23 protein-coding genes are annotated in these 26504 nt (G+C 60.4%); 18 read left to right on the plus strand and 5 right to left on the minus strand.

The window, feature by feature from the left end:
• Positions 1-134: 134 nt before the first annotated feature.
• From NR126_RS05400 to NR126_RS05415, 4 genes are all read left to right on the plus strand, one after another.
• Positions 135-1817, plus strand: a complete 1683-nt coding sequence (locus NR126_RS05400) for a fatty acid--CoA ligase (RefSeq protein WP_027619525.1) — start codon at positions 135-137, stop codon at positions 1815-1817.
• A 337-nt stretch (positions 1818-2154) separates the two neighbouring features.
• Positions 2155-4029: a DUF1302 domain-containing protein gene (locus tag NR126_RS05405; RefSeq protein WP_027619526.1), complete on the plus strand. Its 1875-nt coding sequence runs from the start codon at positions 2155-2157 to the stop codon at positions 4027-4029.
• Between the two features lie 27 nt (positions 4030-4056).
• Positions 4057-5421, plus strand: coding sequence for a DUF1329 domain-containing protein (locus NR126_RS05410; protein ID WP_027619527.1), 1365 nt, complete (start codon positions 4057-4059; stop codon positions 5419-5421).
• A 262-nt stretch (positions 5422-5683) separates the two neighbouring features.
• A complete protein-coding gene (locus tag NR126_RS05415; RefSeq protein WP_256829846.1) occupies positions 5684-8419 on the plus strand; it encodes a LuxR C-terminal-related transcriptional regulator in 2736 nt (911 codons plus the stop codon).
• Here NR126_RS05415 and NR126_RS05420 read toward each other — a convergent pair.
• Positions 8416-9345, minus strand: coding sequence for a LysR family transcriptional regulator (locus tag NR126_RS05420; RefSeq protein WP_027619529.1), 930 nt, complete (start codon positions 9343-9345; stop codon positions 8416-8418). The two genes, NR126_RS05415 and NR126_RS05420, sit on opposite strands and share 4 nt — an antisense overlap.
• A 240-nt stretch (positions 9346-9585) precedes the next feature.
• Here NR126_RS05420 and NR126_RS05425 point away from each other — a divergent pair, with 240 nt between their 5' ends.
• The 6 genes from NR126_RS05425 (at position 9586) to NR126_RS05450 (ending at position 16113) form a co-directional block, all read left to right on the plus strand.
• Positions 9586-11076, plus strand: a complete 1491-nt coding sequence (locus NR126_RS05425; protein ID WP_256829847.1) for an aldehyde dehydrogenase — start codon at positions 9586-9588, stop codon at positions 11074-11076.
• A gap of 22 nt (positions 11077-11098) precedes the next feature.
• Positions 11099-12469, plus strand: coding sequence for an aspartate aminotransferase family protein (locus NR126_RS05430; RefSeq protein ID WP_027619531.1), 1371 nt, complete (start codon positions 11099-11101; stop codon positions 12467-12469).
• Between the two features lie 429 nt (positions 12470-12898).
• The gene (locus NR126_RS05435) at positions 12899-13885 is read left to right on the plus strand and encodes an ABC transporter substrate-binding protein (RefSeq protein WP_105754799.1); all 987 of its coding nucleotides are present in this window, start codon (positions 12899-12901) and stop codon (positions 13883-13885) included.
• A gap of 9 nt (positions 13886-13894) precedes the next feature.
• Positions 13895-14698: an ABC transporter permease gene (locus tag NR126_RS05440; protein ID WP_256829848.1), complete on the plus strand. Its 804-nt coding sequence runs from the start codon at positions 13895-13897 to the stop codon at positions 14696-14698.
• Complete coding sequence (locus tag NR126_RS05445) at positions 14686-15522, plus strand: ABC transporter ATP-binding protein (RefSeq protein ID WP_027619534.1); 837 nt, start codon at positions 14686-14688, stop codon at positions 15520-15522. The genes NR126_RS05440 and NR126_RS05445 overlap by 13 nt, the downstream gene beginning before the upstream one ends.
• Positions 15523-15612: 90 nt before the next feature.
• Complete coding sequence (locus NR126_RS05450; RefSeq protein WP_027619535.1) at positions 15613-16113, plus strand: methylated-DNA--[protein]-cysteine S-methyltransferase; 501 nt, start codon at positions 15613-15615, stop codon at positions 16111-16113.
• Here the strand turns inward: NR126_RS05450 and NR126_RS05455 are convergent, their stop codons facing one another.
• Complete coding sequence (locus NR126_RS05455; protein WP_027619536.1) at positions 16114-16329, minus strand: DUF6434 domain-containing protein; 216 nt, start codon at positions 16327-16329, stop codon at positions 16114-16116.
• 98 nt (positions 16330-16427) lie between these two features.
• Between NR126_RS05455 and NR126_RS05460 the strand changes: the two genes are divergently transcribed.
• Positions 16428-17072: an MBL fold metallo-hydrolase gene (locus NR126_RS05460; protein ID WP_256829849.1), complete on the plus strand. Its 645-nt coding sequence runs from the start codon at positions 16428-16430 to the stop codon at positions 17070-17072.
• Between the two features lie 115 nt (positions 17073-17187).
• A complete protein-coding gene (locus NR126_RS05465; RefSeq protein ID WP_027619538.1) occupies positions 17188-17892 on the plus strand; it encodes an OmpA family lipoprotein in 705 nt (234 codons plus the stop codon).
• A gap of 86 nt (positions 17893-17978) precedes the next feature.
• On the opposite strand, the gene NR126_RS05470 is transcribed toward NR126_RS05465, so the two are convergent.
• Complete coding sequence (locus NR126_RS05470) at positions 17979-18413, minus strand: YhcB family protein (RefSeq protein WP_027619539.1); 435 nt, start codon at positions 18411-18413, stop codon at positions 17979-17981.
• A gap of 146 nt (positions 18414-18559) precedes the next feature.
• Here NR126_RS05470 and NR126_RS05475 point away from each other — a divergent pair, with 146 nt between their 5' ends.
• From NR126_RS05475 to zapE, 3 genes are all read left to right on the plus strand, one after another.
• Positions 18560-19189 carry an alpha/beta hydrolase gene (locus NR126_RS05475; protein WP_105754798.1) on the plus strand — a complete coding sequence of 210 codons (630 nt, stop codon included), beginning with the start codon at positions 18560-18562 and terminating at the stop codon, positions 19187-19189.
• A gap of 24 nt (positions 19190-19213) precedes the next feature.
• Entirely contained in the window at positions 19214-20569 is a 1356-nt protein-coding gene (locus NR126_RS05480) for a tryptophan--tRNA ligase (protein ID WP_027619541.1), read from the plus strand.
• A gap of 90 nt (positions 20570-20659) precedes the next feature.
• Positions 20660-21754 carry a cell division protein ZapE gene (gene zapE / locus NR126_RS05485; protein WP_027619542.1) on the plus strand — a complete coding sequence of 365 codons (1095 nt, stop codon included), beginning with the start codon at positions 20660-20662 and terminating at the stop codon, positions 21752-21754.
• Positions 21755-21817: 63 nt separating this feature from the next.
• Here the strand turns inward: zapE and NR126_RS05490 are convergent, their stop codons facing one another.
• A complete protein-coding gene (locus NR126_RS05490; RefSeq protein ID WP_177327267.1) occupies positions 21818-22714 on the minus strand; it encodes a GlxA family transcriptional regulator in 897 nt (298 codons plus the stop codon).
• Positions 22715-22957: 243 nt separating this feature from the next.
• On the opposite strand from NR126_RS05490, the gene NR126_RS05495 reads away from it, so the two are divergent.
• Positions 22958-24094, plus strand: coding sequence for an acyl-CoA dehydrogenase family protein (locus tag NR126_RS05495; protein WP_027619544.1), 1137 nt, complete (start codon positions 22958-22960; stop codon positions 24092-24094).
• Between the two features lie 81 nt (positions 24095-24175).
• Here NR126_RS05495 and NR126_RS05500 read toward each other — a convergent pair whose 3' ends face one another.
• Positions 24176-25216, minus strand: a complete 1041-nt coding sequence (locus NR126_RS05500) for an NADP(H)-dependent aldo-keto reductase (RefSeq protein WP_256829850.1) — start codon at positions 25214-25216, stop codon at positions 24176-24178.
• Positions 25217-25461: 245 nt separating this feature from the next.
• On the opposite strand from NR126_RS05500, the gene rplM reads away from it, so the two are divergent.
• Positions 25462-25890, plus strand: a complete 429-nt coding sequence (gene rplM / locus NR126_RS05505; protein ID WP_027619546.1) for a 50S ribosomal protein L13 — start codon at positions 25462-25464, stop codon at positions 25888-25890.
• A 14-nt stretch (positions 25891-25904) separates the two neighbouring features.
• Entirely contained in the window at positions 25905-26297 is a 393-nt protein-coding gene (rpsI, locus tag NR126_RS05510) for a 30S ribosomal protein S9 (RefSeq protein WP_003228056.1), read from the plus strand.
• Positions 26298-26504 lie beyond the last annotated feature (207 nt).

Raw genomic sequence — 26504 nt, forward strand, 5'->3', positions numbered from 1 at the left:
CCGGCAAATGCTGGCTCGGAGCCAGTATTTGCCTGGCTCTGCAAATCATTCCTTTGGCTGATTTGGTGCCCGCCAAGGCTGACTAAAGTGCAGTCTTTATGCCACGACCGTGCAGTCAGATTAAAGGGATCATTATGTTGCAGACTCGCGTTATTCCACCCGCTGAAGGTGCGTATCAATACCCGCTGTTGATCAAGCGCCTGCTCATGTCCGGCAGCCGCTACGAGAAAACCCGCGAGATTGTCTACCGTGACCAGTTGCGCTACAGCTATCCAACGCTGATCGAGCGAGTCGCGCGGCTGGCCAACGTGCTGACGGCGGCAGGGGTCAAGGCCGGGGATACCGTGGCGGTGATGGACTGGGACAGCCATCGCTACCTGGAATGCATGTTCGCGATCCCGATGATTGGCGCGGTGATCCACACCATCAACGTACGTCTGTCGCCCGAGCAGATTCTCTACACCATGAACCACGCTGAAGACCGCTTTGTGCTGGTCAACAGTGAGTTCGTCGGCTTGTACCAGGCGATTGCCGGGCACCTGACCACCGTCGAGAAAACCCTGCTGCTGACTGACCTGCCGGAAAAAACCGCTGACCTGCCGAACCTGGTGGGCGAGTACGAGCAACTGCTGGCGGCCGCGAGTCCGCACTATCAGTTCGAAGACTTCGACGAAAACTCGGTGGCGACCACGTTCTACACCACCGGCACCACCGGCAATCCCAAGGGTGTGTACTTCACTCACCGGCAACTGGTGCTGCACACCATGGGCGTGTCGACGATCATGGGCAGCATCGACAGTGTGCGTCTGCTCGGCACCAACGACGTCTACATGCCGATCACTCCGATGTTTCACGTCCATGCCTGGGGCTTACCGTACGTGGCGACCATGCTCGGGCTCAAGCAGGTCTACCCGGGGCGCTACGATCCGGAATTCCTGGTGGAGTTGTGGCGCAAGGAAAAGGTCAGCTTCTCCCACTGCGTGCCGACCATCCTGCAAATGCTGCTCAACGCCAAAGGTGCGCAGGGCACCGATTTCGCCGGCTGGAAAATCGTCATTGGCGGCAGCGCGCTGAACCGTGCGCTGTACGAAGCGGCGAAGGCCAAGGGCATCCAGTTGACCGCCGCCTATGGCATGTCGGAAACCGGGCCGCTGGTGTCCTGCGCTCACCTCAACGATGAGCTGATGGCCGGCACCGAGGATGAACGCACAACGTACCGGATCAAGGCCGGGGTTCCGGGGCCATTGGTGGAAGCGGCGATCGTTGACGCCGAAGGTAACTTCCTGCCCGCCGATGGCGAATCTCAGGGTGAACTGGTACTCCGCGCGCCGTGGCTTACCGAAGGTTATTTCAACGAACCGCAGAAGGGCGCCGAGCTGTGGGCCGGCGGCTGGCTGCATACCGGCGATGTGGCGACGCTCGACAGCATGGGCGTGATCGACATCCGTGACCGGATCAAGGATGTGATCAAGACCGGTGGCGAATGGGTCTCGTCGCTGGACCTCGAAGACCTGATCAGTCGTCACCTTGCGGTACGTGAAGTAGCAGTGGTGGGCATCCCCGATCCGCAATGGGGAGAACGCCCGTTTGCCTTGCTGGTGATCCGCGAAGGCCATGAGATTGGGGCCAAGGAACTCAAGGAACACCTCAAGCCATTTGTCGAGCTGGGCCACCTGAGCAAGTGGGCGATCCCGAGTCAGATCGCGCTTGTTACTGAAATTCCCAAGACCAGTGTCGGCAAGCTCGACAAGAAGCGCATTCGCCTCGACATCAGCGAATGGCAGGCCAACAACAGCACCTTCCTTTCGACGCTTTAACTCTCCCGTGCCGTGTCCAAAAGGGCACGGCACGCCCACCAAGCAAGCGCTTGGCTTGTCAAATCGGAATTTTCAGCCATCCTTGCCGAGCCGGCATCTGCCGGACTGGCGAAAGGACCGTTCCAGAGTGGTCGAGGACTGCAAATCACACTTTAGAGGGATCAAGCAGTACAACCTGCTGGATATAGTCCGTTCAAGGATTTTTAGGAACGTGGCGCACGCACGAACAGGGGCGATGCAACTTTGGATGACTTCGCGAGCGCATGGCTCTCCGTCTTCCAGAGCGTTTTTAAAAGTGCTCACTGCCATAACAATAAAAGCACATGGAGTAGCGTCGATGACATCAGTAAACCAGTTCTGGCGCCGGGCGAAATTGCCCCTGGCGGTCAGTCTCGCCTCTACGCTCGCCGGGCCCGCATTCGGCGTCAGTTTCAACGTTGGTGAAATCGAAGGTCAGTTCGACTCATCCCTCTCGTTGGGCATGAGTGTGTCGACCCAGTCACCGAACAAGAACCTCATCGGCGTCAACAACGGTGGGCACGGTCTGTCCCAGACCTCTGACGACGGCCACCTGAACTTCAAGAGCGGACAAGCGTTCTCGAAGATCTTCAAAGGCATCCATGACCTCGAACTGAAATACGGTGACACCGGCGTATTCGTCCGGGGCAAATACTGGTACGACTTCGCGCTGCAAAACGAAGACCTGGAGTTCAAGAACGTCAGCAACGACAACCGCAAGGAAGGCGCCAAGTCCTCCGGTGGGCAAATTCTCGACGCCTTTATTTACCACAACTACGCGATTGCCGATCAGCCAGGCTCCGTGCGCCTGGGTAAACAAGTCGTCAGCTGGGGTGAAAGTACCTTCATCGGCGGTGGCATCAACTCGATCAACCCGATCGACGTGTCAGCGTTTCGTCGTCCAGGCGCCGAGATCAAGGAAGGCCTGATCCCGGTCAACATGTTCTACGTGTCCCAGAGCCTGACCGAAAACCTGTCGGCCGAAGCCTTCTACCAACTTGAGTGGGACCAGACGGTCGTCGACAACTGCGGCACCTTTTTCTCCCAGCCAGACATTATTGCCGACGGTTGCGACAACAACCTGCGCGTATTGAACAAGCGCTCGACCTTGCCGGCTGCAGCCCTGGGCCCGGCAGCTGCACTGGGTGTCGACGTCAACGAGGAAGGTGTGCTCGTACGTCGCGGTCCGGACCGCGATGCACGGGACAGTGGCCAGTGGGGCGCCTCCTTCAAGTACATGTTCGACCCGCTGGACACCGAGTTCGGTGCTTACTTCATGAACTACCACAGCCGGGCACCCATCTTCAGCGCCACCGGTGCCTCGCAATCGATCTACAACACCGCAGGTGCCTTGCCGGGGCCATTCGCGGCACTCGCGCCGCTGTTGGTGGCGGGTAACTCGCAATACTTCGTCGAATACCCGGAAGACATCCGCCTGTATGGCCTGAGCTTCTCCACCACCCTGCCTACCGGCACGGCGTGGCAGGGTGAGATCAGCTACCGTCCGAACGCGCCGGTGCAACTGAACTCCACCGACATCCTGTTCGCCGGCGTGCGGCCTCTGGGCGGTGCCCTGGCCAACGCTTCCTTGCTGTCGGCGGCGCCGGGTACCGACTTGCACGGCTATCGCCGCAAGGAAGTGACCCAGTTCCAGACCACCCTGACGCACTTCTTCGATCAGGTCATGGGCGCCAGCCGCCTGACCCTGGTGGGTGAAGTCGGCGTGACCCACGTAGGCGGGCTGGAAAGTACATCGGACGTGCGTTATGGCCGCGATCCGGTCTACGGTCCGGGCGAGTTGCCTGGCGGTAGCTGCGAATTCCTCAACGGCCGAACCATCGCCGGTGCAGGTCCGGGTGCTGCGACCAACAACGCCACACGCAATTGCGACGACGAAGGTTTCACCACCCCGACTTCCTGGGGCTACCGTGGCCGTGCGATCTGGGACTACAACGACGTGTTCGCCGGGGTCAACCTCAAGCCGAACGTGGCCTGGTCCCACGACGTCAGCGGCTACTCGCCGGGTCCTGGCGGCAACTTCGAGGAAGGCCGTAAAGCCATCAGCCTGGGCCTGGATGCCGAATACCAGAACACCTACACCGCCAGCCTGGCCTACACCAACTTCTTCGACGGCAAGTACACCACCGTGGATGACCGTGACTTCGTCGCGCTCAGCGTCGGCGTGAACTTCTAAGCACTGCTTCTTCAGGACGAACACGAAATGAAAATAGCCAAGAATCTGATGTACGTCGCGGGCCTGGGGCTGTCATTGCTGGCGACCAGCGTGATCGCCGCCGTACCGGCTGCCGAAGCCGACAAGCTGGGCAAGAGCCTGACACCCATGGGGGCGGAAATGGCCGGCAATGCCGACGGCTCGATCCCGAGCTGGAAGCCGCTGCCGAAGAATGCCGGCAGCGTGGACAGCCGTGGTTTCCTGTCCAACCCTTATGCCAGCGAGCAACCGCTGTTCACCATCACCGCGCAGAACGTCGACAAGTACAAGGACAAGTTGGCGCCGGGTCAGTACGCGATGTTCAAGCGATACCCCGATACCTTCAAAATGCCGGTGTACACCTCTCATCGTGGTGCCACCGTGCCGGATGATGTGTTCGCGGCAATCAAGAGAAACGCCACCAACACCAATCTGGTCTCCGGCGGCAACGGCCTGGAAAACTTCGAAACGGCCGTGCCGTTCCCGATTCCGAAAAGCGGTGTCGAAGTCATCTGGAACCACATCACCCGCTACCGTGGTGGCAGCGTGACCCGCCTGGTAACCCAGGCCACGCCGCAGGCCAACGGCTCGTACAGCCTGGTGTACTTCCAGGACCAGTTCGTGTTCCGTGACAAGATGAAGGATTACGACCCGAAAAATCCGGGCAACATCCTCTTTTACTTCAAGCAGAAAGTCACCGCGCCAGCGCGTCTGGCCGGTGGTGTGCTGCTGGTGCACGAGACGCTCGATCAGGTCAAGGAGCCGCGTCTGGCGTGGGTCTACAACGCCGGTCAGCGTCGTGTGCGACGTGCACCACAAGTGTCCTATGACGGCCCAGGTACTGCCGCGGACGGCCTGCGGACTTCCGACAACCTTGACATGTACAACGGTGCGCCGGATCGCTACGACTGGAAGCTTGAAGGCAAGAAAGAGATGTACATCGCCTCCGACGCCTACAAGCTCGACGATCCGAAGCTCAAATACGCCGACATCATCAAGGCCGGCCACATCAACCAAGACCTGGCTCGCTACGAGCTGCGCCGCGTGTGGCATGTGGTCGCGACCTTGAAGGAAGGCCAGCGCCACATCTACGCCAAGCGTGACTTCTACATCGACGAAGACACCTGGCAAGCGGCAGTGATCGATCACTACGACGGTCGTGGTCAACTGTGGCGCGTGGCTGAAGCGCACGCCGAAAACTACTACGACAAGCAAGTGCCGTGGTACGCCCTGGAAACCCTCTACGACCTGCAGTCCGGCCGCTACCTGGCGCTGGGCATGAAGAACGAAGAGAAGCAGGCCTATGACTTCGGCTTCACCGCCACCACCAGCGATTTCACCCCGGCTGCGCTACGCCAGGATGGTATTCGCTAACCCGCTGTAACAGAGGCCGCATCCTCGAAAAACGCCCCGACTGGTTCGGGGCGTTTTTTTTGTGCTTGGGAAACCGTCGCCATTTTCCTGCAATACCCAAGCGTTACATTCAGCGGGCCATATGACAACGAGATGCCTCTTGTGCGGTATTCCTGTGTACTTTTTGTAGCCATTTGTAGCAATTGCCTTCAAACCCTTCCGCTTTACCGCTAGTCTGCGGACATCTGCAATGCCGACAACAGCACTCCAAAAAGAGTTGGCTATGACTGACCTGTTCCGAATCCAGAACTCTCCTAACGCTGCGGTGCCAGTGTTGGAGGGACGTTTTTATCGTCCGCCATTGCCCGATGGCCATGTCGTGCGGCCGCGCCTGTGCGAGCGGCTGAGTGCTGGCTTGCAGGGGCGATTACTGCTGGTCAGTGCGCCGGCCGGATTCGGTAAAAGCTCGTTGGCAGTGGAGTTTTGCCAGAGCCTGGCGCCCCATTGGCAAAGCCTGTGGCTGGGGCTCAGCTCACGGGATAGCGATCCCGGGCGGTTTCTCGAACGGCTGCTCGAAGGCCTGCAACACTATTTTCCCGACCTTGGCAGCCAGGCCCTTGGCCTGCTGAAGATGCGCCAGCGGCACCAACCTTTCGCCTTTGAAGAATGGCTCGACGGGCTGCTCGACGAGTTGGCCGTGCATCTGTCTCCCAGCGAGCCGTTACTGCTGGTACTGGATGACTACCATCTGGCTCAGGGGCCGGTGTTGGACCGTTGCCTGCAGTTTTTCCTCAATCATTTGCCGGACGGCTTGCTGGTGTTGGTGACCAGTCGCCAGCGTCCGGACTGGCATCTGGCACGCTTGCGCCTGTCACGGCAATTGCTCGAACTGCATGAGCAGGACCTGCGGTTGACCCATGACGAATCCCTGGCCTTGCTTGACCGGCACAGCAGCTCATTGCGTGGCGAGGCGCTGGAGAATCTGATTCAGCGTAGCGAGGGTTGGGTCGCAGGCCTGCGGTTCTGGCTGCTGGCCGCCTCCGAGGCGGGCAGCAGTGCACTGTTGCCACCACCGCTGCATGGCGGCGAAGGGCTGATCCGCGACTACCTGCTGGAGGAAGTCATCGATTGCCTGCCCGCCGAGGTGCAGGCCTTTCTCTACGACACCGCGCCCCAGGAACGTTTTTGCAGCGAGCTGTGCGACGCCGTGCGTGAAGCCCATGACAGTGGCGAAATCCTGCGCTTCCTGTTGTCCCACCAGGTGTTTCTGGTGCCCCTCGACGAACAGGGGCATTGGTACCGTTATCACCATTTGTTTTCCGATCTGCTGCGCAGCCGGCCACCGGCCAATGCCATAGTGCCGGCCGCGACCCTGCATTTGCGTGCCTGCCGCTGGTTCAATGCCCAGGGCCTGCTCGACGAGGCGGTGGAGCAGGCGCTGCGTGCTGGCCACCTGGACGTGGCGGCGAATCTGGTACAAAACCTGTCGGAAGAACAACTGCTGGCCGAACAGAACGTCGGCATGCTGCTGCGCTGGAAAATGGACTTGCCCGACAGCCTGCTGGTCAGCACGCCGCGCCTGATCGTGCTGTACAGCTGGGCCCTGGGGCTGGCCTGTCAACTGGACGCCGCCGAAGAGTTGGCCAGCCATTTGAGCCGCTTCCTGCCGGCGCCCTCGGCCACGGCGCAGAAATCCATGCTCGCGCAGTGGCTGGCGTTGAGTGGGATCATCGCCCGCGGGCGCGGCCAGCGTGAGCAGACCCTGCGGTACTGCAGCGAAGCTCTCGAAAGCCTGCCGCACAAACGTTATGGCCAGCGCCTGATGTGCCTGTCGACCTTGTCCAACCTGGCCATTGCCGATGCCGACCTGTGGCGCGCGCGAGGCTTGAACCGGGAATCCCTGGAACTCGCCCAGCGCGTCGGCAACCCGCTGTTCGAAGCGCTGGCCCATTACGATCGGGCCCGGGTGCTACAGGCGCGTGGGGAAATTCTTCGCGCTCTCGATGAAGTACGCCAGGGCCAGCAGCGCTTGCAGGGCTTGTCGCCACAGCGGCTGTATGCGGTGCGTGCCCGTCTGACCCTGTACGAGGGTTTCCTGCTGGTCCTGCGCCTGCAACCGGAACTCGGGCTGGTACGCCTGCAGGCTGGCCTGCTGGAAGCCCGGGCCTGCCGCGACATCAGCGTGTTGATCGGCCACAGCGTGATCGCCCGCTACGAAGGCAGCAGGGGCGAGTTCGCCAGGGCCTTTGCCGAACTGGCGGAAGCCGAGCGCCTGATGCATATCTGGGATGTCCCGCCGATCTACTACCTGGCGATGATTACGCTGATCAAATGCGAGCTGTGGCTGGCCCAGGGGCGCACCGACCTGGCGGGTGCCTGGTTGTCCCGGCTCGGACAGACTTACAACGGTGAGCAGCCGGCTTCGCCGCCGGAATTTCATCCTCAGATGGCCCTGCACATTGAATTGCAGCAAGCCTTGCTGGATGTCATCCAGGGCCAGCCGATGCTTGCGGAGGGGCGCCTCAATGTCTTGCACGAGTTGGGGCAGAACAGCGGGCGGCAGATGCTCAGCGTCATGGCCTTGAATCAGAAGGTCTCGCTGCTGCTCGGCACGGCTCGCGAAGCCGAGGCGCGCCAAGCTTTGGCCCAAGCCTTCGAGGCAGCCAATGGCGGCGTGTTACAGCCATTCGAATGGTTGCTGCGCGAGCGCCCGGACTGGCTGCGCGAGCAGTTGGCGCACTGCCCCAATGCTGCACTGCGGCAGAGTCTGATGGAGCGTCTGCCGGCGGGCGCGAGTCGTGCCATCGAGTCGGCAGCGGGCAACGAAACCCTCAGCGCACGGGAGCGGGCGGTACTGCAACTGATCGCGCGTGGCTGTTCCAACCAGGAAATCAGCGACCAGCTGTTCATTTCGCTACACACAGTAAAAACCCACGCCAGCCATATCAACAGCAAGCTGGGCGTTGAGCGTCGCACCCAGGCAGTGGCCCGGGCCAAGGAGCTGGGCTTGTTGGTTTAGTCAGCCGGTACTGGCCGCCTGGCCTTGGCGGTCAGATGCTCGCGGCAGTAGTCGGCGAACAGTTGCGCCGGTTTAGTCAACTGTCCGCGCTTCAGCCAAGCCGCCACTAGGCCGGAGCCGGTCACCTCTTCAACGATGTCCACGCACACCACTTTTTGCCCGTCGTAGGTGCATTCGGAGTGGGGGCGGGTGACCAAAATCGAAAAGCCGAAACCTTGGCCGACCATGCCCCGTACCATCTCGATCGAGGGTGAGCTGAAGGCGATATTCGGGGTCAGTCCCAGCTCGTCGAACAGGCTGACGAAGTAGGTGCGGCTCGGTTGCACGTCCAGCAGAATCATCGGCTCCAGGCACAGGTCGCGCAGCGAGACCTGCGCTTGTTGGGCAAAGCGGTGATCGGCAGGCAGCAACGCATAGGGTCGCTGCGCCGGCATCAGCGGTTCGGTCTGGATAGTGCCATCGAGGTCGTGTTCATAGAGGATCGCCAAGTCAAACGCTCCCGACGTCAGCCCCTGCACCAACTCCTGTTGCTCGCCATCGCGGATGCGAATTTCCACGCCCGGATACAAGGCCGAGAACCCGGCCATCAGTTGTGGCAAGTACAACGGCGCGACCGTTTCAAAGCAGCCAATGTCGATCTGTCCGGACACCACGTCGTTGTCGGCCAGGGCGTTCTGTTCGAACTCCCGGGCCATGCGCAGCAGTTCCTGGGCCTTGCGAAAAAAGCGCGCGCCGCTGGGTGTCAGGGACACGCCCTGAGCGTGGTGGCGGATCAGCAATTGCACGCCGAAACTGTCCTCCAGGCCTTTGATCGCGGTGGAGATCGACGGCTGGGCGATATACAACTTGCGCGACGCCTCGGCGACGCTGCCGCATTCGACGGTGGTGATGAAGTACTTCAGTTGACGCAGATTGTAGGCAGCCACAGCAGACCTCGGGATGATGGACTCAGCGTAACTCTCGATCCCTGAAACCAAGCAATTTACGCACCGCCCCGATCCGCGTGGCGGTGCTTTTGTCGTGCCTGAACAATAACCACCTCGCGCTCGGGTGGGGAGAATGGCTGCACAGTTTTTTCATCGCCTGCGAAGACATTTTTACTATTTTTGCGCCGCAGCCGCCTGGGTCACTATCCACTACACAAGAAGCCCATGGAGCATCCGAACGTGTTCGAGCTTGAATATTGGCAAGGCCAGGCGGCTGAGTTGCAGTTTCCTACCCAGGCTTTGATCGGCGGGCAATGGCGTACGGCGCTGTCCGGGCAGACCTTTACCGCGATCAATCCGGCCACCGGCGGTGTGCTGGCCGAGGTTTCGGCCTGCGGCAGTGAGGACGTCGATGCGGCCGTGCGCAGTGCCCGTCAGGCATTTGATGCGGGTGTCTGGGCGCAGCGTTCTCCTGGCGAGCGCAAGCAAGTCTTGCTGCGCCTGGCCGATCTGCTTATGGCCCATCGCGAAGAGCTGGCGCTGCTCGACTCGCTGAACATGGGCAAGCCGGTGATGGACGCCTACAACATCGACGTACCAGGCGCCGCCGGGGTGTTTCGCTGGTACGCGGAAAGTCTCGACAAGCTGTATGACCAGGTAGCCCCCAGCGCCAACAACGTGCTGGCAACCATCACCCGCGAAGCCCTGGGCGTGGTCGCTGCCGTGGTGCCGTGGAATTTTCCGTTGGACATGGCGGCCTGGAAACTGGCACCGGCTCTGGCCGCGGGCAACTCGGTGATCCTCAAGCCCGCCGAGCAGTCGCCGTTTTCCGCTCTGCGCCTGGGTGAGCTGGCGCTGGAGGCAGGTATACCACCGGGCGTGCTCAACGTGCTGCCGGGCCTTGGCGAACAGGCTGGCAAGGCGCTGGGCCTGCATCCGGATATCGATTGCCTGGTGTTCACCGGCTCCACCGAAGTCGGCAAGTACTTTATGCAGTACTCGGCGCAGTCCAACCTCAAGCAGGTGTGGCTGGAGTGTGGCGGCAAGAGCGCGAACCTGGTGTTCGCCGATTGCCAGGACCTGGACCTGGCCGCGCAGAAAGCCGCGTTCGGGATCTTCTTCAATCAGGGCGAAGTCTGCTCGGCCAACTCGCGCTTGCTGGTGCAGCGCTCGATCCACGATGAATTCGTCGAACGCCTGAAAGTGCAGGCTGCGCGCTGGCAGCCCGGCGATCCACTCGACCCATGCAGTCCGGCTGGAGCCATCGTCGACAGTCGGCAAACCCGGCGCATCCTGGGCTTTATCGATCAGGCTCAACGCCAGGGCGCCCGACGTGTGTTTGGCGGTGAGCAGGTCAGTTTCAAGGGTTGCGACAACTTTATCCAGCCGACGATTTTCACCGGCGTCAGTCCTGACATGCCGCTGTTTCGCGATGAAGTCTTTGGTCCGGTGCTGGCGGTCACGGCGTTCGACGACGAAGCCCACGCCCTGCGATTGGCCAACGACAGCGTCTACGGCCTTGCCGCATCGCTGTGGACTGACGACCTCAACCGCGCGCACCGCGTGGCGCGGCAATTGCGTGCCGGCACCGTTTCGGTCAACAGCGTCGATGCCCTCGATGTGACCGTGCCGTTCGGCGGCGGCAAGCAATCCGGCTTCGGTCGCGACCTGTCGCTGCACTCATTCGATAAATACACCCAGTTGAAAACCACCTGGTTTCAACTGCGCTGATCACCACAACGGAGAACTGGCGATGACCACCCCACGTGAAACCCGCGACTACCAGGCCGCCGATGCTGCACACCACATCCACGCCTTTGTCGATCAGAAAGCCCTCAACGACGAAGGGCCGCGCGTGATGGTCCGTGGCGAACGCCTGTACCTGTGGGACAACGATGGTCGGCGTTACCTGGACGGCATGTCGGGGCTGTGGTGCACCAACCTTGGCTACGGGCGCAAGGACCTGGCCGCTGCCGCCAGCCAGCAACTGGAGCAGTTGCCCTACTACAACATGTTTTTCCACACCACCCACCCGCAGGTGATCGAGCTGTCTGAACTGCTGTTCAGCCTGCTGCCGGGGCACTACAGCCACGCGATCTACACCAACTCCGGCTCCGAGGCCAACGAAGTGCTGATCCGCACCGTGCGCCGTTACTGGCAAGTGCTGGGCAAGCCCGAGAAGAAGGTGATGATCGGGCGCTGGAACGGTTATCACGGCTCGACCCTGGCCGCCACGGCGCTGGGCGGCATGAAGTTCATGCACGAAATGGGCGGGATGATCCCGGACATCGCGCACATCGACGAACCTTATTTCTTCGCCCACGAAGGCGACCTCACGCCAGAGGAATTTGGTCTGCGGGCGGCGCGACAACTGGAGGAAAAAATCATCGAGCTGGGTGCGGACAAAGTCGCCGGCTTTATCGCCGAACCCTTCCAGGGCGCGGGAGGCATGATCTTCCCGCCGGCGAGTTATTGGCCGGAGATTCAGCGTATCTGCCGCCAATACGACGTGCTGTTGTGCGCCGATGAAGTGATTGGCGGCTTCGGGCGTACCGGTGAATGGTTTGCCCACGAGTACTTCGGTTTCGAGCCGGACACCCTGTCCATCGCCAAGGGCTTGACCTCTGGCTATATCCCCATGGGCGGCTTGGTGCTGTCGAAAAAAATGGCTCAGGTGCTGGTGGAGCAGGGCGGTGTCTTTGCCCACGGCCTGACGTACTCCGGGCATCCGGTGGCGGCCGCCGTGGCCATTGCCAACCTCAAGGCGCTGCGCGACGAAGGGGTGGTCAGTCGGGTCAAGGACGATATCGGGCCTTACCTGCAGCAATGCCTGCGCGAGGTGTTCGGCCAGCACCCGCTGGTGGGCGATATCCAGGGCACGGGCATGGTCGCGGCACTGCAACTGGCCGAGGATCGGGACACGCGCAAGCGCTTTGCCAATGAAAACGACATCGCCTGGCGCTGCCGCACGATCGGCTTTGAGGAGGGGGTGATTATTCGCTCGACGCTGGGCCGGATGATCATGGCGCCGGCGTTGATTGCCAGTCGTGAGGAAGTTGATGAGCTGATAGGCAAGACCTTGAAGGCGGTGGATCGCACGGCGCGGGAATTTGGTCGGCTTTGATTTTTTAGCAAGGTCTTGAAGGCTAATCGCGGCGGTACGACGTTTCGACAAGCCCGCTTCTACAGTTGAATCGGTGTCGACTGCAAGTTTTGGGCTCGACACCTGACCTGTGGGAGCGGGCTTGTCGAGTCGTCGCACCGCCGCTATTGCTTTTTGCCAGTTCCAGTCATTTTCCGGGCCGTGCCCCCAGCCCGGGCAACCCTGCCCAGTGCGCCCATTTTCAGGGCGCTCTAGCGAGTTTTTTGCTCATTCGCATCCACATATTTCCTCATTTTCCTCACCGCGCCCATGGGCCAACATTCGTCTGGCCAGTCAGCCCAACGCTGACCCTTCAAGGTCCAGTCAGAGACCGCCTGCACCACCTGTTCGAGGCCGCTGGCCGTACTGCCCCGCAACACACAATCAAATCAACAGCTGTGGGAGTGCTCCATGATCAAGTCCTTGCTAACGCGTTTTGCCCATCCGCTGGCGGTCACCGCTATCGCCGCCACAGCCGCCAGCAGCGCCCAGGCCGGGACACTGTCCATCGGCCACACCACCTGGGTCGGCTACGGCACCTTGTATCTGGCCCAGGACCTGGGTTACTTCAAGGAAAACGGCCTGACGGTCGAACTGCCGGTGGTGGAAGAAGCGGCGATGTACATGGCCGCCCAGGCATCGGGTCAACTGTCCGGTTCGGCGTCGACCATCGACGAAGTGCTGAAATACCGTCCGCAGTTCTGCTTCAAGGCCGTGGCGGCCCTGGATGACAGCCACGGTGGCGACGGTGTGCTGGTCGGCAAGGAGGTCAAGAGCCTGCAGGAACTCAAGGGCAAGGCCGTGGCGGTGAACGAGGGGTCGACCTCGCAGTTCTGGCTGTCCTACCTGCTGAAAAAGAACGGCATGAGCATGAGTGACATCACCGTGCAGAATATGACCGCCGACGATGCCGCCACCGCCTTCATCGCCGGGCGCGTGCCGGCCGCGGTGACCTGGGAGCCGCACCTGTCGATGGTCCGTGACAAGCAGCAAGGCAAAGTGCTGATCGACAGCAGCACCACGCCGGGGGTGATCGTCGACGTGGTGGCGCTTAACTGCGACGTCATCGAGAAACAACCGGACGACGTCAAGGCGCTGGTCTCGGGCTTGTACAAGGCCGTGAAGTACACCCAGGATCATCCGGAAAAAGCCTACGAGATCATGGCCAAGGGTGTCGGTGGCTATCTCTCCGATCCGAAGGAACTGGCGGCCGCGGCCAAAGGCGTGCGCTTCTACGACCAGGCCATGAGCGAAAAACTCCTCGGCTCCCCGGGCAAACCGGGTGACAGCGCCGCGCTGATCAAGCTGGCCAACGAAACCGCCAGCGAACTGCAAGGCAAACCCTACAACGTCAGCCACGACGAACTGGTCGACAACCGCTTCGTCAGCCCGCTCTAGGAGACTGTCATGTTCAAGCGCAATTCATGGTTGAGCCGCTGTGTCACGCCCAAGACGGCTTTGCCGGTCAAGGTCATCTGGAGCGCCAGTGGCCTGGCCTGGGTGCTGTTGGTGGGCCTGTGGGCGGGGTTGTCGTACGGCGGCGTGGTGCCGGGGATGTTCCTGCCGACCCCGGGTGCGGTGGTGGAAGCGGCTGGGCGACTGAGCCGCGATGGCACCCTCGGCCAGCATGTGTGGGCGAGCCTGGAAGTGGTGATGGTGGGTTTCATCGTGTCGTCGCTGGTGGCAGTGCCGCTGGGCCTGCTGATGGGCAGCTTCCGTATCGTTCAGGCGTTCCTCGAGCCGATGGTCAACTTCATCCGCTACCTGCCGGTCACCTCGTTCGTGCCGTTGTTCATCCTGTGGATCGGCATCGGTCTGGAGCAGCGGGTGTCGGTGATTATCTTCGGCGTGTTCTTTCAGCAACTGGTGATGATTGCCGACGTCTCCAAGGGCATTTCCAAGGATCTGATCAACGCGTCCTACACCCTCGGTTCCAGCCGGCGTGATGCGGTGCTGCATGTGATCGCCCCGGCGTCCTTGCCCGGCGTACTCGACACCTTACGCGTGACCATGGGCTGGGCCTGGACCTACCTGGTGGTCGCCGAACTGGTGGCCGCCTCCAGCGGCCTGGGTTACCTGAGCCTCAAGGCCATGCGTGGCTTCCAGGTTGACGTGATTTTCCTCGCCATCGCGATCATCGGCCTGCTGGGCCTGATCACCGACCAACTGTTCCGTTTCCTTCGCCTGAGGATCGCCGCATGGGCTCAGTAAGCGCTGCCACTCACCGTTTTGATACTCCCCGAGCGGCTGCCATCAGCGCCGCCCCGCGCCTGCAGGTCGACAAGGTCAGCCTGCGTTATCAGAAACCTGATGGCGGCGTTTTCAGCGCGCTGGAAAAGGTCTCGTTCGAGGTGCCGGACCAGCAGTTTGCGGTATTGGTCGGACCTTCAGGCTGCGGCAAATCCAGCTTGCTGTACCTGACCGCTGGCCTGGCGGAGCCCACCGAAGGCGAGATCTACGTCGGCGGCCAGCAAGTCGAGGGCCCCGGTGCCGATCGCGGCATGGTGTTTCAGAGCTACACCCTGTTTCCGTGGCTGACTGTGCGGCAGAACGTTGAATTTGGTCTCAAGCGGCGCGGGATGCCGGCCGCCAAGCGCAAGGAAATTGTTGATTACTACGTCAACGAAGTCGGCTTGAGCGCTTTCGCCGACAACTACGCCAAGCAGCTCTCCGGCGGCATGATGCAGCGCGTGGCCATCGCCCGCGCCCTGGCCAACGACCCGCAGATCCTGTTGATGGACGAACCTTTCGGCGCCCTCGACAGCCAGACACGCCTGCAAATGCAGCAACTGCTGTTGCGGGTCTGGGGCAACAGCAAAAAAACCGTACTGTTCGTCACCCACGATATCGATGAAGCCATCCTGCTCGGCGACCGGGTCTACGTCATGGGCGCTCGCCCGGGGCGGATCAAGCAGATCCTCGACGTGCCCATCGAGCGCCCGCGCACGCTGGATATGGTCATGGAGCGCTCGTTCATCGAGATGAAACGCGAGATCTTCGGCCTGCTGCATGATGAGCTGGAGGAGGCGCACTGATCGATGGGGCAAATTCAAACGCAAGAAACGTAGTTCTTGCGTTTGAATCCCGAATTACCCTGAATACGTTCTCTGACCCAGGAGCCTCCCATGTCCTACGTATTCAAGCGGCTACCTTCGCCCGTTGGCACCCTGACCCTGATCGCCCGGGGCGACAAACTGTGCGCCATCCTCTGGGAAAACGAAAAACTCAATCGGGTGCGCATCGGCCCGCTGCAGGAAGATATCCACAACCCGCTGCTGCAGGAAACCGAGCGCCAGCTCAAGCAGTATTTCGTCGGTGAGCGCGACCGCTTCGAGCTGCCACTGGATTTTGCCGGCACCGAGTTCCAGCAAAAAGTCTGGCAGGCCTTGCTCACCATCCCCTTCGGCGAAACCCGCAGCTACAGTCAGATTGCCCAGCAAATCGGCAGCCCCAAGGCGGTTCGCGCGGTGGGCGCGGCCAACGGCAAGAACCCGCTGTCGATCGTCGCACCCTGCCACCGGGTGATTGGTGCATCGGGCAGCCTGACCGGGTTCGCCGGCGGGCTGGAAGCCAAGCAGTATCTGTTGGGGCTGGAAGGCCGGGAGACCCTGCCACTGGGGTTCTGATCAGCACTTTGCCGTCTGTCGCCGACGGTATTCATCGACCACATCGCCCAGGGTGGCCGGGATTCCGCTGCGGATCCAAGCCATGAAGTCGCGGTCAAACTTGAACTCGGCGCCGCAGTGCTCGTGCATGAAGCGGCGCACGTTCTGGGTGTTCTTGTAGGTTAGGTCGATGGGGGTGGTGACGGTCAGCGTGTCGCTGTGCCAGTTGAATGTCATGAATGCGGCTTCCTTGCGATGATTTTGTAACGCTCGCGCCATCGGCGACGCCCAGCGGCTGTGCCAGAATAGTCGATTAACTCTCTCCAGGAACACTCATGGACGCTGCCAAACCCGCGCTGATCCGCGAAACCTTCCCCGTCGGCCCGTTGCAGTGCAACTGCACGATCATTGGCGATCCGATCACCAAAAAGGCCATCGTCGTCGACCCGGGTGGCAATCATGAGTTGATTCTGGCGCGTCTCGAGGCCCAGGGCCTGAAGCTGGTGAGCATCATTCATACCCACGCGCATCTGGATCACTTCCTGGCCTCGGGCCAATTGAAGGAAAAAACCGGCGCCACCCTGCACCTGCACAAGGAAGACCAGTTCCTCTGGGACAATCTGGAGATGCAATGCCAGATGTTTCGCGTGCCTTACGTCCCGGTGCCGTCGCCGGACCGCTGGCTGGAGGACGATGAAGAGTTGGCCTGCGGTTGCGGGGTGGCGTTGCACACGCCCGGGCATACGCCGGGTTCCATGAGCTTCTGGTTTGCAGAGGCTAAGCTGCTGATTGCCGGTGACACCTTGTTTCGGCGCGGGGTAGGGCGGACCGACCTGTGGGGCGGCGATCAGGCCACCATCGTGCGCTCGATCAAGCAGCGCCTGTATACCCTTGATGAAGAGGCCACCGTGGTCGCCGGACATGGTCCAGATACCCGTCTTGGCGATGAAATGCGTGAAAACCCGTTCGTACGGGCCTGATTTTCCCGACGTCGGGGCCGCTCACGGAATTTTTGCCGGTTGCCGTGTTCCAACGCCCGCAGGGGTCTTTTGCTAACGTCCGTTGCACCACAGAATGAAAAAGTAGGAGCTCTCCATGTTCACCTCGCGTCGTTTGATTATTGTCGCTACCGCCGTGGCCTTGTTGTCTGGCTGTGCATCGCCCAACCCGTATGACAACCAGGGTCAGGCCGACGGCGGCTCCACGGGCATGAGCAAAACTGCCAAGTACGGTGGCCTGGGTGCGCTGGCCGGTGCCCTCGCCGGTGCCGCGATCAACCACGATAACCGTGGCAAGGGCGCGCTGATTGGCGCTGCGGTGGTCGGTGCTTCCGCCGCCGGCTATGGCTACTACGCCGACCAGCAGGAAAAGAAACTGCGCGCCAGTATGGCCAATACCGGGGTTGAAGTGCAGCGTCAGGGCGATCAGATCAAGCTGATCATGCCGGGCAACATCACTTTCGCCACCGATTCGGCGAACATCGCTCCGAGCTTCTACCAGCCGCTGAACAACCTGGCCGGTTCGCTGAAAGAGTTCAGCCAGAACCAGATCGAAATCGTCGGCTACACCGACAGCACCGGCAGCCGCCAGCACAACATGGACCTGTCCCAGCGTCGGGCGCAGAGCGTAGCGACCTACCTGACTTCGCAAGGCGTGAGCGGTGCCAACCTGAGCGCCCGTGGCGCCGGTCCGGACAATCCGATCGCGAGCAACAGCGACGTCAACGGCCGTGCTCAGAACCGCCGTGTCGAGGTCAACCTCAAGGCGATCCCTGGTCAGCAGTATGGTGGTCAGCAGTAATGCTGAATGCCTGAGTAATCGGCGGGCATGAAAAAGCCCTCGGTCAAGTCATTGGCCGAGGGCTTTTTATTGGCGCTGAAGGCGTATTACTTTTTCAGGCCGTAGTGCTCGTCGAGCATGCCCGGAGCGTTAGGCGTCTTTGGCGCGTAGTCGCGAGGCGGTTCCTGGTCGCGCGGTGGCGTCAGGCGTTCCCGTGGTGCATGCCCGGCGTCGGCATGCAGGGCAGCCAGCAGGCGTTGGCGAGTCTGCTCGTCCAGGGCCAGACGATTGGCGCCCTCGGCCAGGTGATCCTGCACTTCCTGGTAGCTCTGAGTGAGTTTCTTCACCAGCGTTGCGGTGCTGTTGAAGTGGGTAACCACTTCATTCTGATAGCTGTCAAAACGTTCCTGAATGTCATCCAGCTGACGTTGCGTGCTGTTGGGCACGGCATTGGGCAGCAGGCGAGCAACCAGGAATCCAATGGCGACACCGGCAACCAGGGCAAGAGTCGGCAACAACCAAACTAAGAGCGAGTGTTCCACGAGTCCTTCCTCTATAAACGGCTTTGCTTTACGTTAACGGCTCGGACCTGCGCTGTATACCGCGATGAGATCGCAATTATGCCAGGCACAGACTTTTAGCTAGACGAGTCGACCCTTCGAGAGGTCACGGAGTTCCTTCCTTGCTTATGCGTGAAACCCCTGTAGTGATTGATGGCCCGGTGGGTCAAATGGAAGCCTTGTACCTGGATTCCCCCGAACCACGGGGCCTGGCGCTGATTTGTCACCCCAATCCGGTGCAAGGCGGCACCATGCTCAATAAAGTCGTTTCGACCTTGCAGCGCACCGCCCGTGACGCCGGGTTTATCACCTTGCGCTTCAACTACCGTGGCGTCGGCGCGAGTGCCGGCAGCCATGACATGGGCACCGGAGAAGTCGATGACGCCCAGGCTGCCGCCCGTTGGTTGCGCGCAAAGCACCCCGAGTTGCCGATGACCCTTATGGGTTTTTCCTTCGGCGGTTTCGTTGCTGCCAGCCTCGGCGGACGCCTGGAGGCCGAGGGCGAAAGTCTCACCCGATTGTTCATGGTGGCGCCAGCGGTGATGCGCTTGGGCAGCCAGGATCAGTTGCCACAGCACTGCACCTTGACCCTGATCCAGCCGGAAACCGACGAAGTCATCGACCCACAGCTGGTTTACGACTGGTCCGAAAACCTTGATCGCCCCCATGAGCTGCTGAAAGTGGCAGAATGCGGACACTTTTTTCACGGCAAGCTGACCGATCTCAAGGATCTGCTCCTGCCGCGCCTTTCGAATTGAATGCAGTCAGACAAGCGATTACCCATGACGACTCGTACGCGCATCCTTACCGGCATCACCACCACTGGCACCCCGCACCTGGGCAACTACGCGGGCGCGATTCGCCCGGCGATCGTCGCCAGCCGTGACAGCAATGCCGATTCCTTCTACTTCCTGGCGGATTACCACGCGCTGATCAAATGCGATGACCCGCTGCGCATCCAGCGCTCGCGTCTGGAAATCGCCGCGACCTGGCTGGCCGGTGGCCTCGATGTCGAGCGAGCAACCTTTTATCGCCAGTCCGACATCCCGGAAATCCCCGAGTTGACCTGGTTGCTGACGTGCGTTGCGGCCAAGGGCCTGCTCAACCGTGCCCACGCTTACAAGGCCTCGGTGGATAAAAATCTGGAGACCGGTGAAGACCCGGATGCCGGCATCACTATGGGCCTGTACAGCTACCCGGTGCTGATGGCGGCGGACATCCTGATGTTCAACGCGCATAAAGTGCCGGTCGGTCGCGATCAGATCCAGCACGTGGAAATGGCCCGCGACATCGGCCAACGCTTCAACCACCTGTTTGGCCAGGGCCAGGAGTTCTTCACCCTGCCCGAAGCGCTGATCGAGGAAAGCGTCGCCACCTTGCCAGGCCTCGACGGTCGCAAGATGTCCAAGAGCTACGACAACACCATTCCGTTGTTCAGCAGCGCCAAGGAGATGAAGGACGCGATCTCGCGCATCGTCACCGACTCGCGCGCCCCGGGCGAAGCCAAGGACCCGGACAACTCGCACCTGTTCACCTTGTACCAGGCCTTCGCCACACCGGCGCAAGCCGCCGAGTTCCACGGTGAGCTGGTGCAGGGCCTGGGCTGGGGTGAGGCGAAGAACCGTCTGTTCCAGTTGCTCGATGCCGAGCTGGGTGAGTCCCGCGAGCGTTATCACCAGTTGATCGCCCGTCCGGCGGACCTGGAAGACATCCTGCAAATGGGCGCGAAAAAAGCCCGTGCGGTGGCAACACCATTCCTGCAGCAGTTGCGTGAAGCGGTCGGCCTGCGTTCGTTCGTCACTCAGACCCAGGTCGCTGCCAGCACCAAGAAGAAGGCGGCCAAAGCTGCGCGTTTCGTCAGTTTCCGTGAAGACGACGGCAGTTTCCGTTTCCGTCTGCTGGCGGCGGATGGCGAGCAATTGCTGTTGTCGCGCAATTTCGCCGACGGCAAGACCGCCGGTCAGGTGACCAAACAACTGCAATCCGGCCAGGCGCTGGATGTACGCAGCGAAGGGTCGAGCTTCAGTGTCTGGCTGGAAGGCGAGTGCGTCGGCGACAGCCCGGCGTTCGCCGACGGCGCAGCGCGGGACCTGGCCATCGAGGCCTTGCGCGTCGCGCTGACCCCCGTTCAGGAATAAACAACGGCCCGGCCCGACCAAGGGCCGATTGCCATTCTTCAGGGCCGTCGCTACAGTGTCGGCCCGTTTTTGTTGCCTTGCTAACGAATTATGACGCCCCTAGAACGATATCAAGCTGATCTCAAACGTCCGGAATTCTTCCATGACGCCGCCCAGGAAACTGCTGTGCGTCATTTGCAGCGCCTGTACGACGACCTGATCGCGGCCTCGCAAAACAAGCCGGGCCTGCTCGGCAAACTGTTCGGCAAGAAGGACCAGGCGCCAGTCAAGGGCCTGTATTTCTGGGGCGGCGTGGGTCGCGGCAAGACCTACCTGGTCGATACCTTCTTCGAAGCGTTGCCGTTCAAGGAGAAATCCCGGACGCACTTCCACCGCTTCATGAAGCGCGTGCACGAAGAGATGAAAACCCTGGGCGGCGAGAAGAACCCGCTGACCATCATCGCCAAGCGCTTTGCCGCCGAAGCGCGGGTGATCTGCTTCGATGAATTCTTCGTGTCCGACATCACCGACGCGATGATTCTCGGCACTCTGATGGAAGAGTTGTTCAAGAACGGCGTGACCCTGGTCGCGACCTCGAACATCGTGCCGGATGGCCTGTACAAGGACGGTCTGCAACGTGCGCGCTTCCTGCCCGCGATTGCGTTGATCAAGCAGAACACCGACATCGTCAACGTCGACAGCGGCGTCGATTACCGTCTTCGCCATCTTGAGCAAGCGGAGTTGTTTCACTTCCCGCTCGACGAAGCGTCCCACGAGAGCCTGCGCAAAAGCTTCCGCGCACTCACTCCGGAATGCACGGCAGCCGTTGAAAATGACGTATTGATCATCGAGAACCGCGAGATCCGTGCCCTGCGCACCTGCGACGACGTGGCCTGGTTCGACTTCCGCGAACTGTGCGACGGCCCACGGAGCCAGAACGACTACATCGAACTCGGCAAGATCTTCCACGCCGTGTTACTCAGTGGCGTGGAGCAGATGAGCGTGACCACCGACGACATCGCCCGTCGCTTCATCAACATGGTCGACGAGTTCTATGATCGTAACGTCAAGCTGATCATTTCTGCTGAAGTCGAGCTCAAGGATCTATACACCGGCGGTCGCCTGAACTTCGAGTTCCAGCGCACCCTGAGCCGTCTGCTGGAGATGCAATCCCACGAATTCCTGTCGCGGGCGCACAAGCCTTAAGCGGACACGGATGCAAAAAAGGGCCTGCAATGCAGGCCCTTTTTTTGTGTGCTGCACCTGTAATCAGGCGGCTTGCTGGAACTGCTGGCGATACTGGTTCGGCGACAGTTCGGTGTGTTGGCGGAACAGCCGTGCGAAGAAGCTCGCATCGTCGTAGCCGACTTCGTAGCTGATGGTCTTGATACTTTTGCGACTGCCTGACAGCAGGCCTTTGGCGGTTTCGATGCGCAGCCTTTGCAGGTAGTGCAGCGGCTTGTCGCCGGTGGCCGTCTGGAAGCGGCGCATGAAATTGCGGATGCTCATGCCGTGTTCGCGGGCGACATCCTCGAAACGGAACTTGTCGGCGAAATGCTCTTCGAGCCAGTGCTGGATCTGCAGGATGATTACATCCTGGTGCAGCTTCTGCCCGCCAAAACCGATGCGTCCGGGAGAGTAGTTGCGCTGCACTTCGTAGAGGATGTCGCGGGCAACGGCCTGGGCGACGTTGGCGCCACAGAAACGCTCGATCAGGTAGATGTAAAGATCGCAGGCCGACGTGGTGCCGCCGGCGCAGAACAGGTTGTCGGCATCCGTGAGGTGCTTGTCTTTATTCAGTTGGACGTTGGGAAAGCGCTCCTCAAAGGCATTGAAGAAACGCCAGTAGGTGGTCGCTTCCTTGCCGTCGAGCAGGCCGGCTTCGGCGAGCCAGAACACGCCGGTCGCTTCACCGCAGAGCACCGCGCCTCGTGCATGCTGTTCACGCAGCCACGGCAACACCTGTGGATAACGCTGGCAAATGGTCTCGAAATCGTCCCAGAAGGCCGGGAGGATGATCACGTCGGTATTTTCCAGGCCGCCGTCCACCGGCATGAGCACATCACTGAAGCTGTTGACGGGTTTGCCGTCGGGACTGACAACGCGGGTTTCAAAGCCGGGAGTGAGGCCCTGGCCCTGTTGTTTGCCGTAGCGCAGGCTGGCCAGATGGAAGAAATCCTTGGCCTGCATGAGGGTATAGGCAAAAACCCGGTCGATCGCCAGGATGCTGACGCGCCGTAATGGCGCAGAGGATTGGGTAGACATAATTCAATTTATTCTTATAGGGGAAAGTGGTCACCAAGCGGCTGGATCGTCTTATTTTTTGGCGGATGTGTCCAGTGTCCTGTTGCAGGTGGTCGGCTTAGTCTCTGGATTCATTTTCGGCCAACAATAATTACAGGTGCCCCGATGATCCCTAGAACCCTGTTTAGCTCCGAGCACGAACTGTTCCGTGACAGCGTCCGAACTTTCCTCGAAAAAGAGGCGGTGCCGTTCCATGCGCAGTGGGAAAAACAGGGTTTCATCGATCGTACGCTGTGGAACAAGGCGGGGGAGGCGGGGATGCTGTGCTCTCATTTGCCGGAGCAATACGGCGGTCTGGGGGCGGACTTCCTTTACAGCGCGGTGGTGATCGAGGAGGTAGGGCGCCTCGGTTTGACCGGGATTGGGTTTTCCCTGCATTCGGATATCGTCGCGCCGTACATCCTGCATTACGGCAGTGAAGCCCTGAAACACAAATACCTGCCCAAGTTGGTCTCCGGGGAAATGGTCACCGCCATCGCCATGACCGAGCCTGGCGCCGGTTCCGATCTGCAAGGGGTGAAGACCACCGCGGTGCTGGATGGCGACGAGTACGTGATCAATGGCTCAAAAACCTTTATCACCAACGGCTTTCTGGCGGACCTGGTGATCGTGGTGGCCAAGACCGATCCAAAGGCGGGCGCCAAGGGCACCAGCCTGTTCCTGGTGGAGGCAAGCACGCCGGGTTTCGATAAGGGCAAGCGTCTGGAGAAGGTGGGGATGAAGGCCCAGGACACTTCCGAACTGTTCTTCCAGGACGTGCGGGTGCCCAAGGAGAACTTGCTGGGGCAGGCCGGGATGGGTTTTGCCTACTTGATGCAGGAGTTGCCCCAGGAGCGGTTGACGGTGGCGATCGGTGGTCTGGCCTCGGCGGAAGCGGCGTTGCAGTGGACCTTGGAATACACCCGTGAGCGCAAGGCGTTCGGCAAGTCGATCGCGGATTTCCAGAACACCCGCTTCAAGCTGGCGGAAATGGCCACGCAGATTCAGATTGGCCGGGTATTTGTCGATCGCTGCCTGGAACTGCACCTGCAAGGCAAACTCGACGTGCCGACGGCCGCGATGGCGAAGTATTGGGGGACCGACCTGCAATGCCAGGTGCTCGACGAGTGCGTGCAACTGCATGGCGGCTACGGCTTCATGTGGGAATACCCGATCGCCCGGGCCTGGGCGGATGCGCGGGTGCAGCGGATCTATGCCGGGACCAATGAAATCATGAAGGAGATTATTGCGCGGGCGCTTTGATCTGCAGCTGACGACAGATCGTTTCGCGAGCAGGCTCGCTCCTGTAGGAAGGGGCTTGCCCGCGAAGCTTTTAGCGGTCGATCAAGGCGCCGGATTCGGGTGATCCCGGTGAATCGCCTCAATCCCCTCCAGCACCTCATCCGACAACTTCAAATCAAAACTGGCAATGTTGCTGTCCAGTTGCTCAAGGGTGGTCGCGCCGATGATGTTGCTGGTGACGAACGGCTGCTGGGTGACGAAGGCCAGGGCCATTTGCGCCGGGTCCAGGCCGTGTTCGCGGGCCAGTGCGACATAACGGCTGCACGCCGCTTCCGACTGTGGGTTGAAATAGCGACTGAAGCGGCTGTAGAGGCTCAGGCGGCCTTTTGGCGGACGTGCGCCACCTTCGTATTTGCCCGACAGGAAACCGAACGCCAGGGGCGAATAGGCGAGCAGGCCGCATTGTTCGCGGATGGCAATTTCTGCCAGGCCGACTTCGAAGCTGCGGTTGAGCAGGTTGTAGGGGTTCTGGATCGTTACCGCGCGTGGCCAGCCACGGGCCTCGGCCAGGGCGAGGAAGCGCATGGTGCCCCACGGGGTTTCGTTGGACAGGCCAATGTGGCGGATCTTCCCGGCCTTGACCTGTTCATCCAGCGCTTCAAGGGTGTCTTCGAGCGGCGTCAGGTTGACCTCGCTCTTGTGCTTGTAGCCCAGTTGGCCGAAAAAGTTAGTGCTGCGCTCCGGCCAGTGCAACTGGTAGAGGTCGATCCAGTCGGTCTGCAGGCGCTTGAGGCTGGCATCCAGAGCCTGGACGATGTGTTCGCGGTTGTGCTTGAGGTGGCCGTCACGGATGTAGTCGATGGTGTTGCCCGGACCGGCGATCTTGCTGGCGAGGATCCAGTCGGCGCGATCGCCACGGCTCTTGAAATAGTTGCCGATATAACGCTCGGTGCTGGCGTAGGTCTCAGCTTTTGGTGGCACCGGATACATCTCGGCCGTATCGAGGAAATTGATCCCGGCGCCCTTGGCTCTTTCGATCTGGGCGAAGGCCTCGACCTCGCTGTTCTGCTCACCCCAGGTCATGGTTCCGAGGCAGATGGCACTCACTTTGAGATCGGTGCGGCCTAGCTGGCGATAGTCCATCGGGTGCTCCCTTGGCAAAACAATCATAAAAGCAGGTTGAAATATTTTTCGCAATCTGCATAATTGCGCACCTCTTTCTGCAGTGGAAGTGATGCGCCGCCGCCGAAGAATCTTGCCGTTGAACGGACGCGCCGACCCGAGCCCCCGAAAGCGTCTGTATCCGGCTGCCTTTGACTTGTCAAAGTACGCACTATTCAGTAAGATCCGCCGTCTAAATTTACAGGCGGCCCCTGAGGCTATAAAGAATGAAAACTTTTACTGCTAAACCGGAAACAGTACAGCGCGACTGGTTCGTCGTCGACGCTGCTGGTCAGACCCTGGGTCGTCTGGCCACCGAAATCGCGAGCCGTCTGCGTGGCAAGCACAAGCCTGAGTACACTCCTCACGTAGATACCGGCGACTACATCGTCGTAATCAACGCTGAGCAGATCCGTGTTACCGGTGCTAAAACCACTGATAAAATGTACTACTCCCACTCCGGTTTCCCGGGCGGCATCAAGTCGATCAACTTTGAAAAGCTGATCGCCAAGGCCCCTGAGCGCGTGATCGAGACCGCGGTTAAAGGCATGCTGCCTAAGAACCCGCTGGGTCGTGACATGTACCGTAAGCTGAAAGTCTATGCGGGCGCTGTACACCCTCATACTGCTCAGCAGCCCCAAGAACTGAAGATTTAACGGAATAGTTCATTATGTCGGCGACTCAAAATTACGGCACTGGCCGTCGCAAGACCGCAACCGCACGCGTTTTCCTGCGTCCGGGCACTGGTAACATCTCCATCAACAACCGCTCCCTGGATAACTTCTTCGGTCGCGAAACTGCCCGCATGGTAGTTCGTCAGCCGCTGGAACTGACCGAGACCGTCGAGAAGTTCGACATCTACGTCACCGTTATCGGCGGTGGTGTAAGTGGTCAAGCTGGCGCAATCCGCCACGGTATCACTCGTGCCCTGATGGACTACGACGAAACTCTGCGCAGCGCTCTGCGTAAAGCGGGCTTCGTAACCCGTGACGCGCGTGAAGTTGAACGTAAGAAAGTTGGTCTGCGTAAAGCGCGTAAGCGTCCGCAGTACTCGAAGCGTTAATTCGCTTTCGCGTTCAAAGCGCCCAGTCTCCTCACGGAGCTGGGCGTTTTTTTTGGGCGATGTTTTTTTGGTGTGACAACTTGCCACAGCCACAGAGCCCCTATACTACAAGGCTCTGGGGTTCTGACGGGTGGTAATTACCTTGTCAGAATTGGGGCTTTTCATTACCATTCTGCAAAATTTTTATAAGTACAGATTTTTACTTAG

This window comes from Pseudomonas sp. Pse1, assembly GCF_024519635.1.
In the GTDB taxonomy this organism is placed as follows: domain Bacteria; phylum Pseudomonadota; class Gammaproteobacteria; order Pseudomonadales; family Pseudomonadaceae; genus Aquipseudomonas.

Coding starts and splice junctions, on each gene's coding strand:
- NR126_RS05400 (WP_027619525.1), top strand. CDS start 135: ATGTTGCAGACTCGCGTTATTCCACCCGCTGAAGGTGCGTATCAATAC.
- NR126_RS05405 (WP_027619526.1), top strand. CDS start 2,155: ATGACATCAGTAAACCAGTTCTGGCGCCGGGCGAAATTGCCCCTGGCG.
- NR126_RS05410 (WP_027619527.1), top strand. CDS start 4,057: ATGAAAATAGCCAAGAATCTGATGTACGTCGCGGGCCTGGGGCTGTCA.
- NR126_RS05415 (WP_256829846.1), top strand. CDS start 5,684: ATGACTGACCTGTTCCGAATCCAGAACTCTCCTAACGCTGCGGTGCCA.
- NR126_RS05430 (WP_027619531.1), top strand. CDS start 11,099: ATGACCACCCCACGTGAAACCCGCGACTACCAGGCCGCCGATGCTGCA.
- NR126_RS05435 (WP_105754799.1), top strand. CDS start 12,899: ATGATCAAGTCCTTGCTAACGCGTTTTGCCCATCCGCTGGCGGTCACC.
- NR126_RS05440 (WP_256829848.1), top strand. CDS start 13,895: ATGTTCAAGCGCAATTCATGGTTGAGCCGCTGTGTCACGCCCAAGACG.
- NR126_RS05445 (WP_027619534.1), top strand. CDS start 14,686: ATGGGCTCAGTAAGCGCTGCCACTCACCGTTTTGATACTCCCCGAGCG.
- NR126_RS05450 (WP_027619535.1), top strand. CDS start 15,613: ATGTCCTACGTATTCAAGCGGCTACCTTCGCCCGTTGGCACCCTGACC.
- NR126_RS05455 (WP_027619536.1), bottom strand. CDS start 16,329: ATGACATTCAACTGGCACAGCGACACGCTGACCGTCACCACCCCCATC.
- NR126_RS05460 (WP_256829849.1), top strand. CDS start 16,428: ATGGACGCTGCCAAACCCGCGCTGATCCGCGAAACCTTCCCCGTCGGC.
- NR126_RS05465 (WP_027619538.1), top strand. CDS start 17,188: ATGTTCACCTCGCGTCGTTTGATTATTGTCGCTACCGCCGTGGCCTTG.
- NR126_RS05475 (WP_105754798.1), top strand. CDS start 18,560: ATGCGTGAAACCCCTGTAGTGATTGATGGCCCGGTGGGTCAAATGGAA.
- NR126_RS05480 (WP_027619541.1), top strand. CDS start 19,214: ATGACGACTCGTACGCGCATCCTTACCGGCATCACCACCACTGGCACC.
- zapE (WP_027619542.1), top strand. CDS start 20,660: ATGACGCCCCTAGAACGATATCAAGCTGATCTCAAACGTCCGGAATTC.
- NR126_RS05495 (WP_027619544.1), top strand. CDS start 22,958: ATGATCCCTAGAACCCTGTTTAGCTCCGAGCACGAACTGTTCCGTGAC.
- NR126_RS05500 (WP_256829850.1), bottom strand. CDS start 25,216: ATGGACTATCGCCAGCTAGGCCGCACCGATCTCAAAGTGAGTGCCATC.
- rplM (WP_027619546.1), top strand. CDS start 25,462: ATGAAAACTTTTACTGCTAAACCGGAAACAGTACAGCGCGACTGGTTC.
- rpsI (WP_003228056.1), top strand. CDS start 25,905: ATGTCGGCGACTCAAAATTACGGCACTGGCCGTCGCAAGACCGCAACC.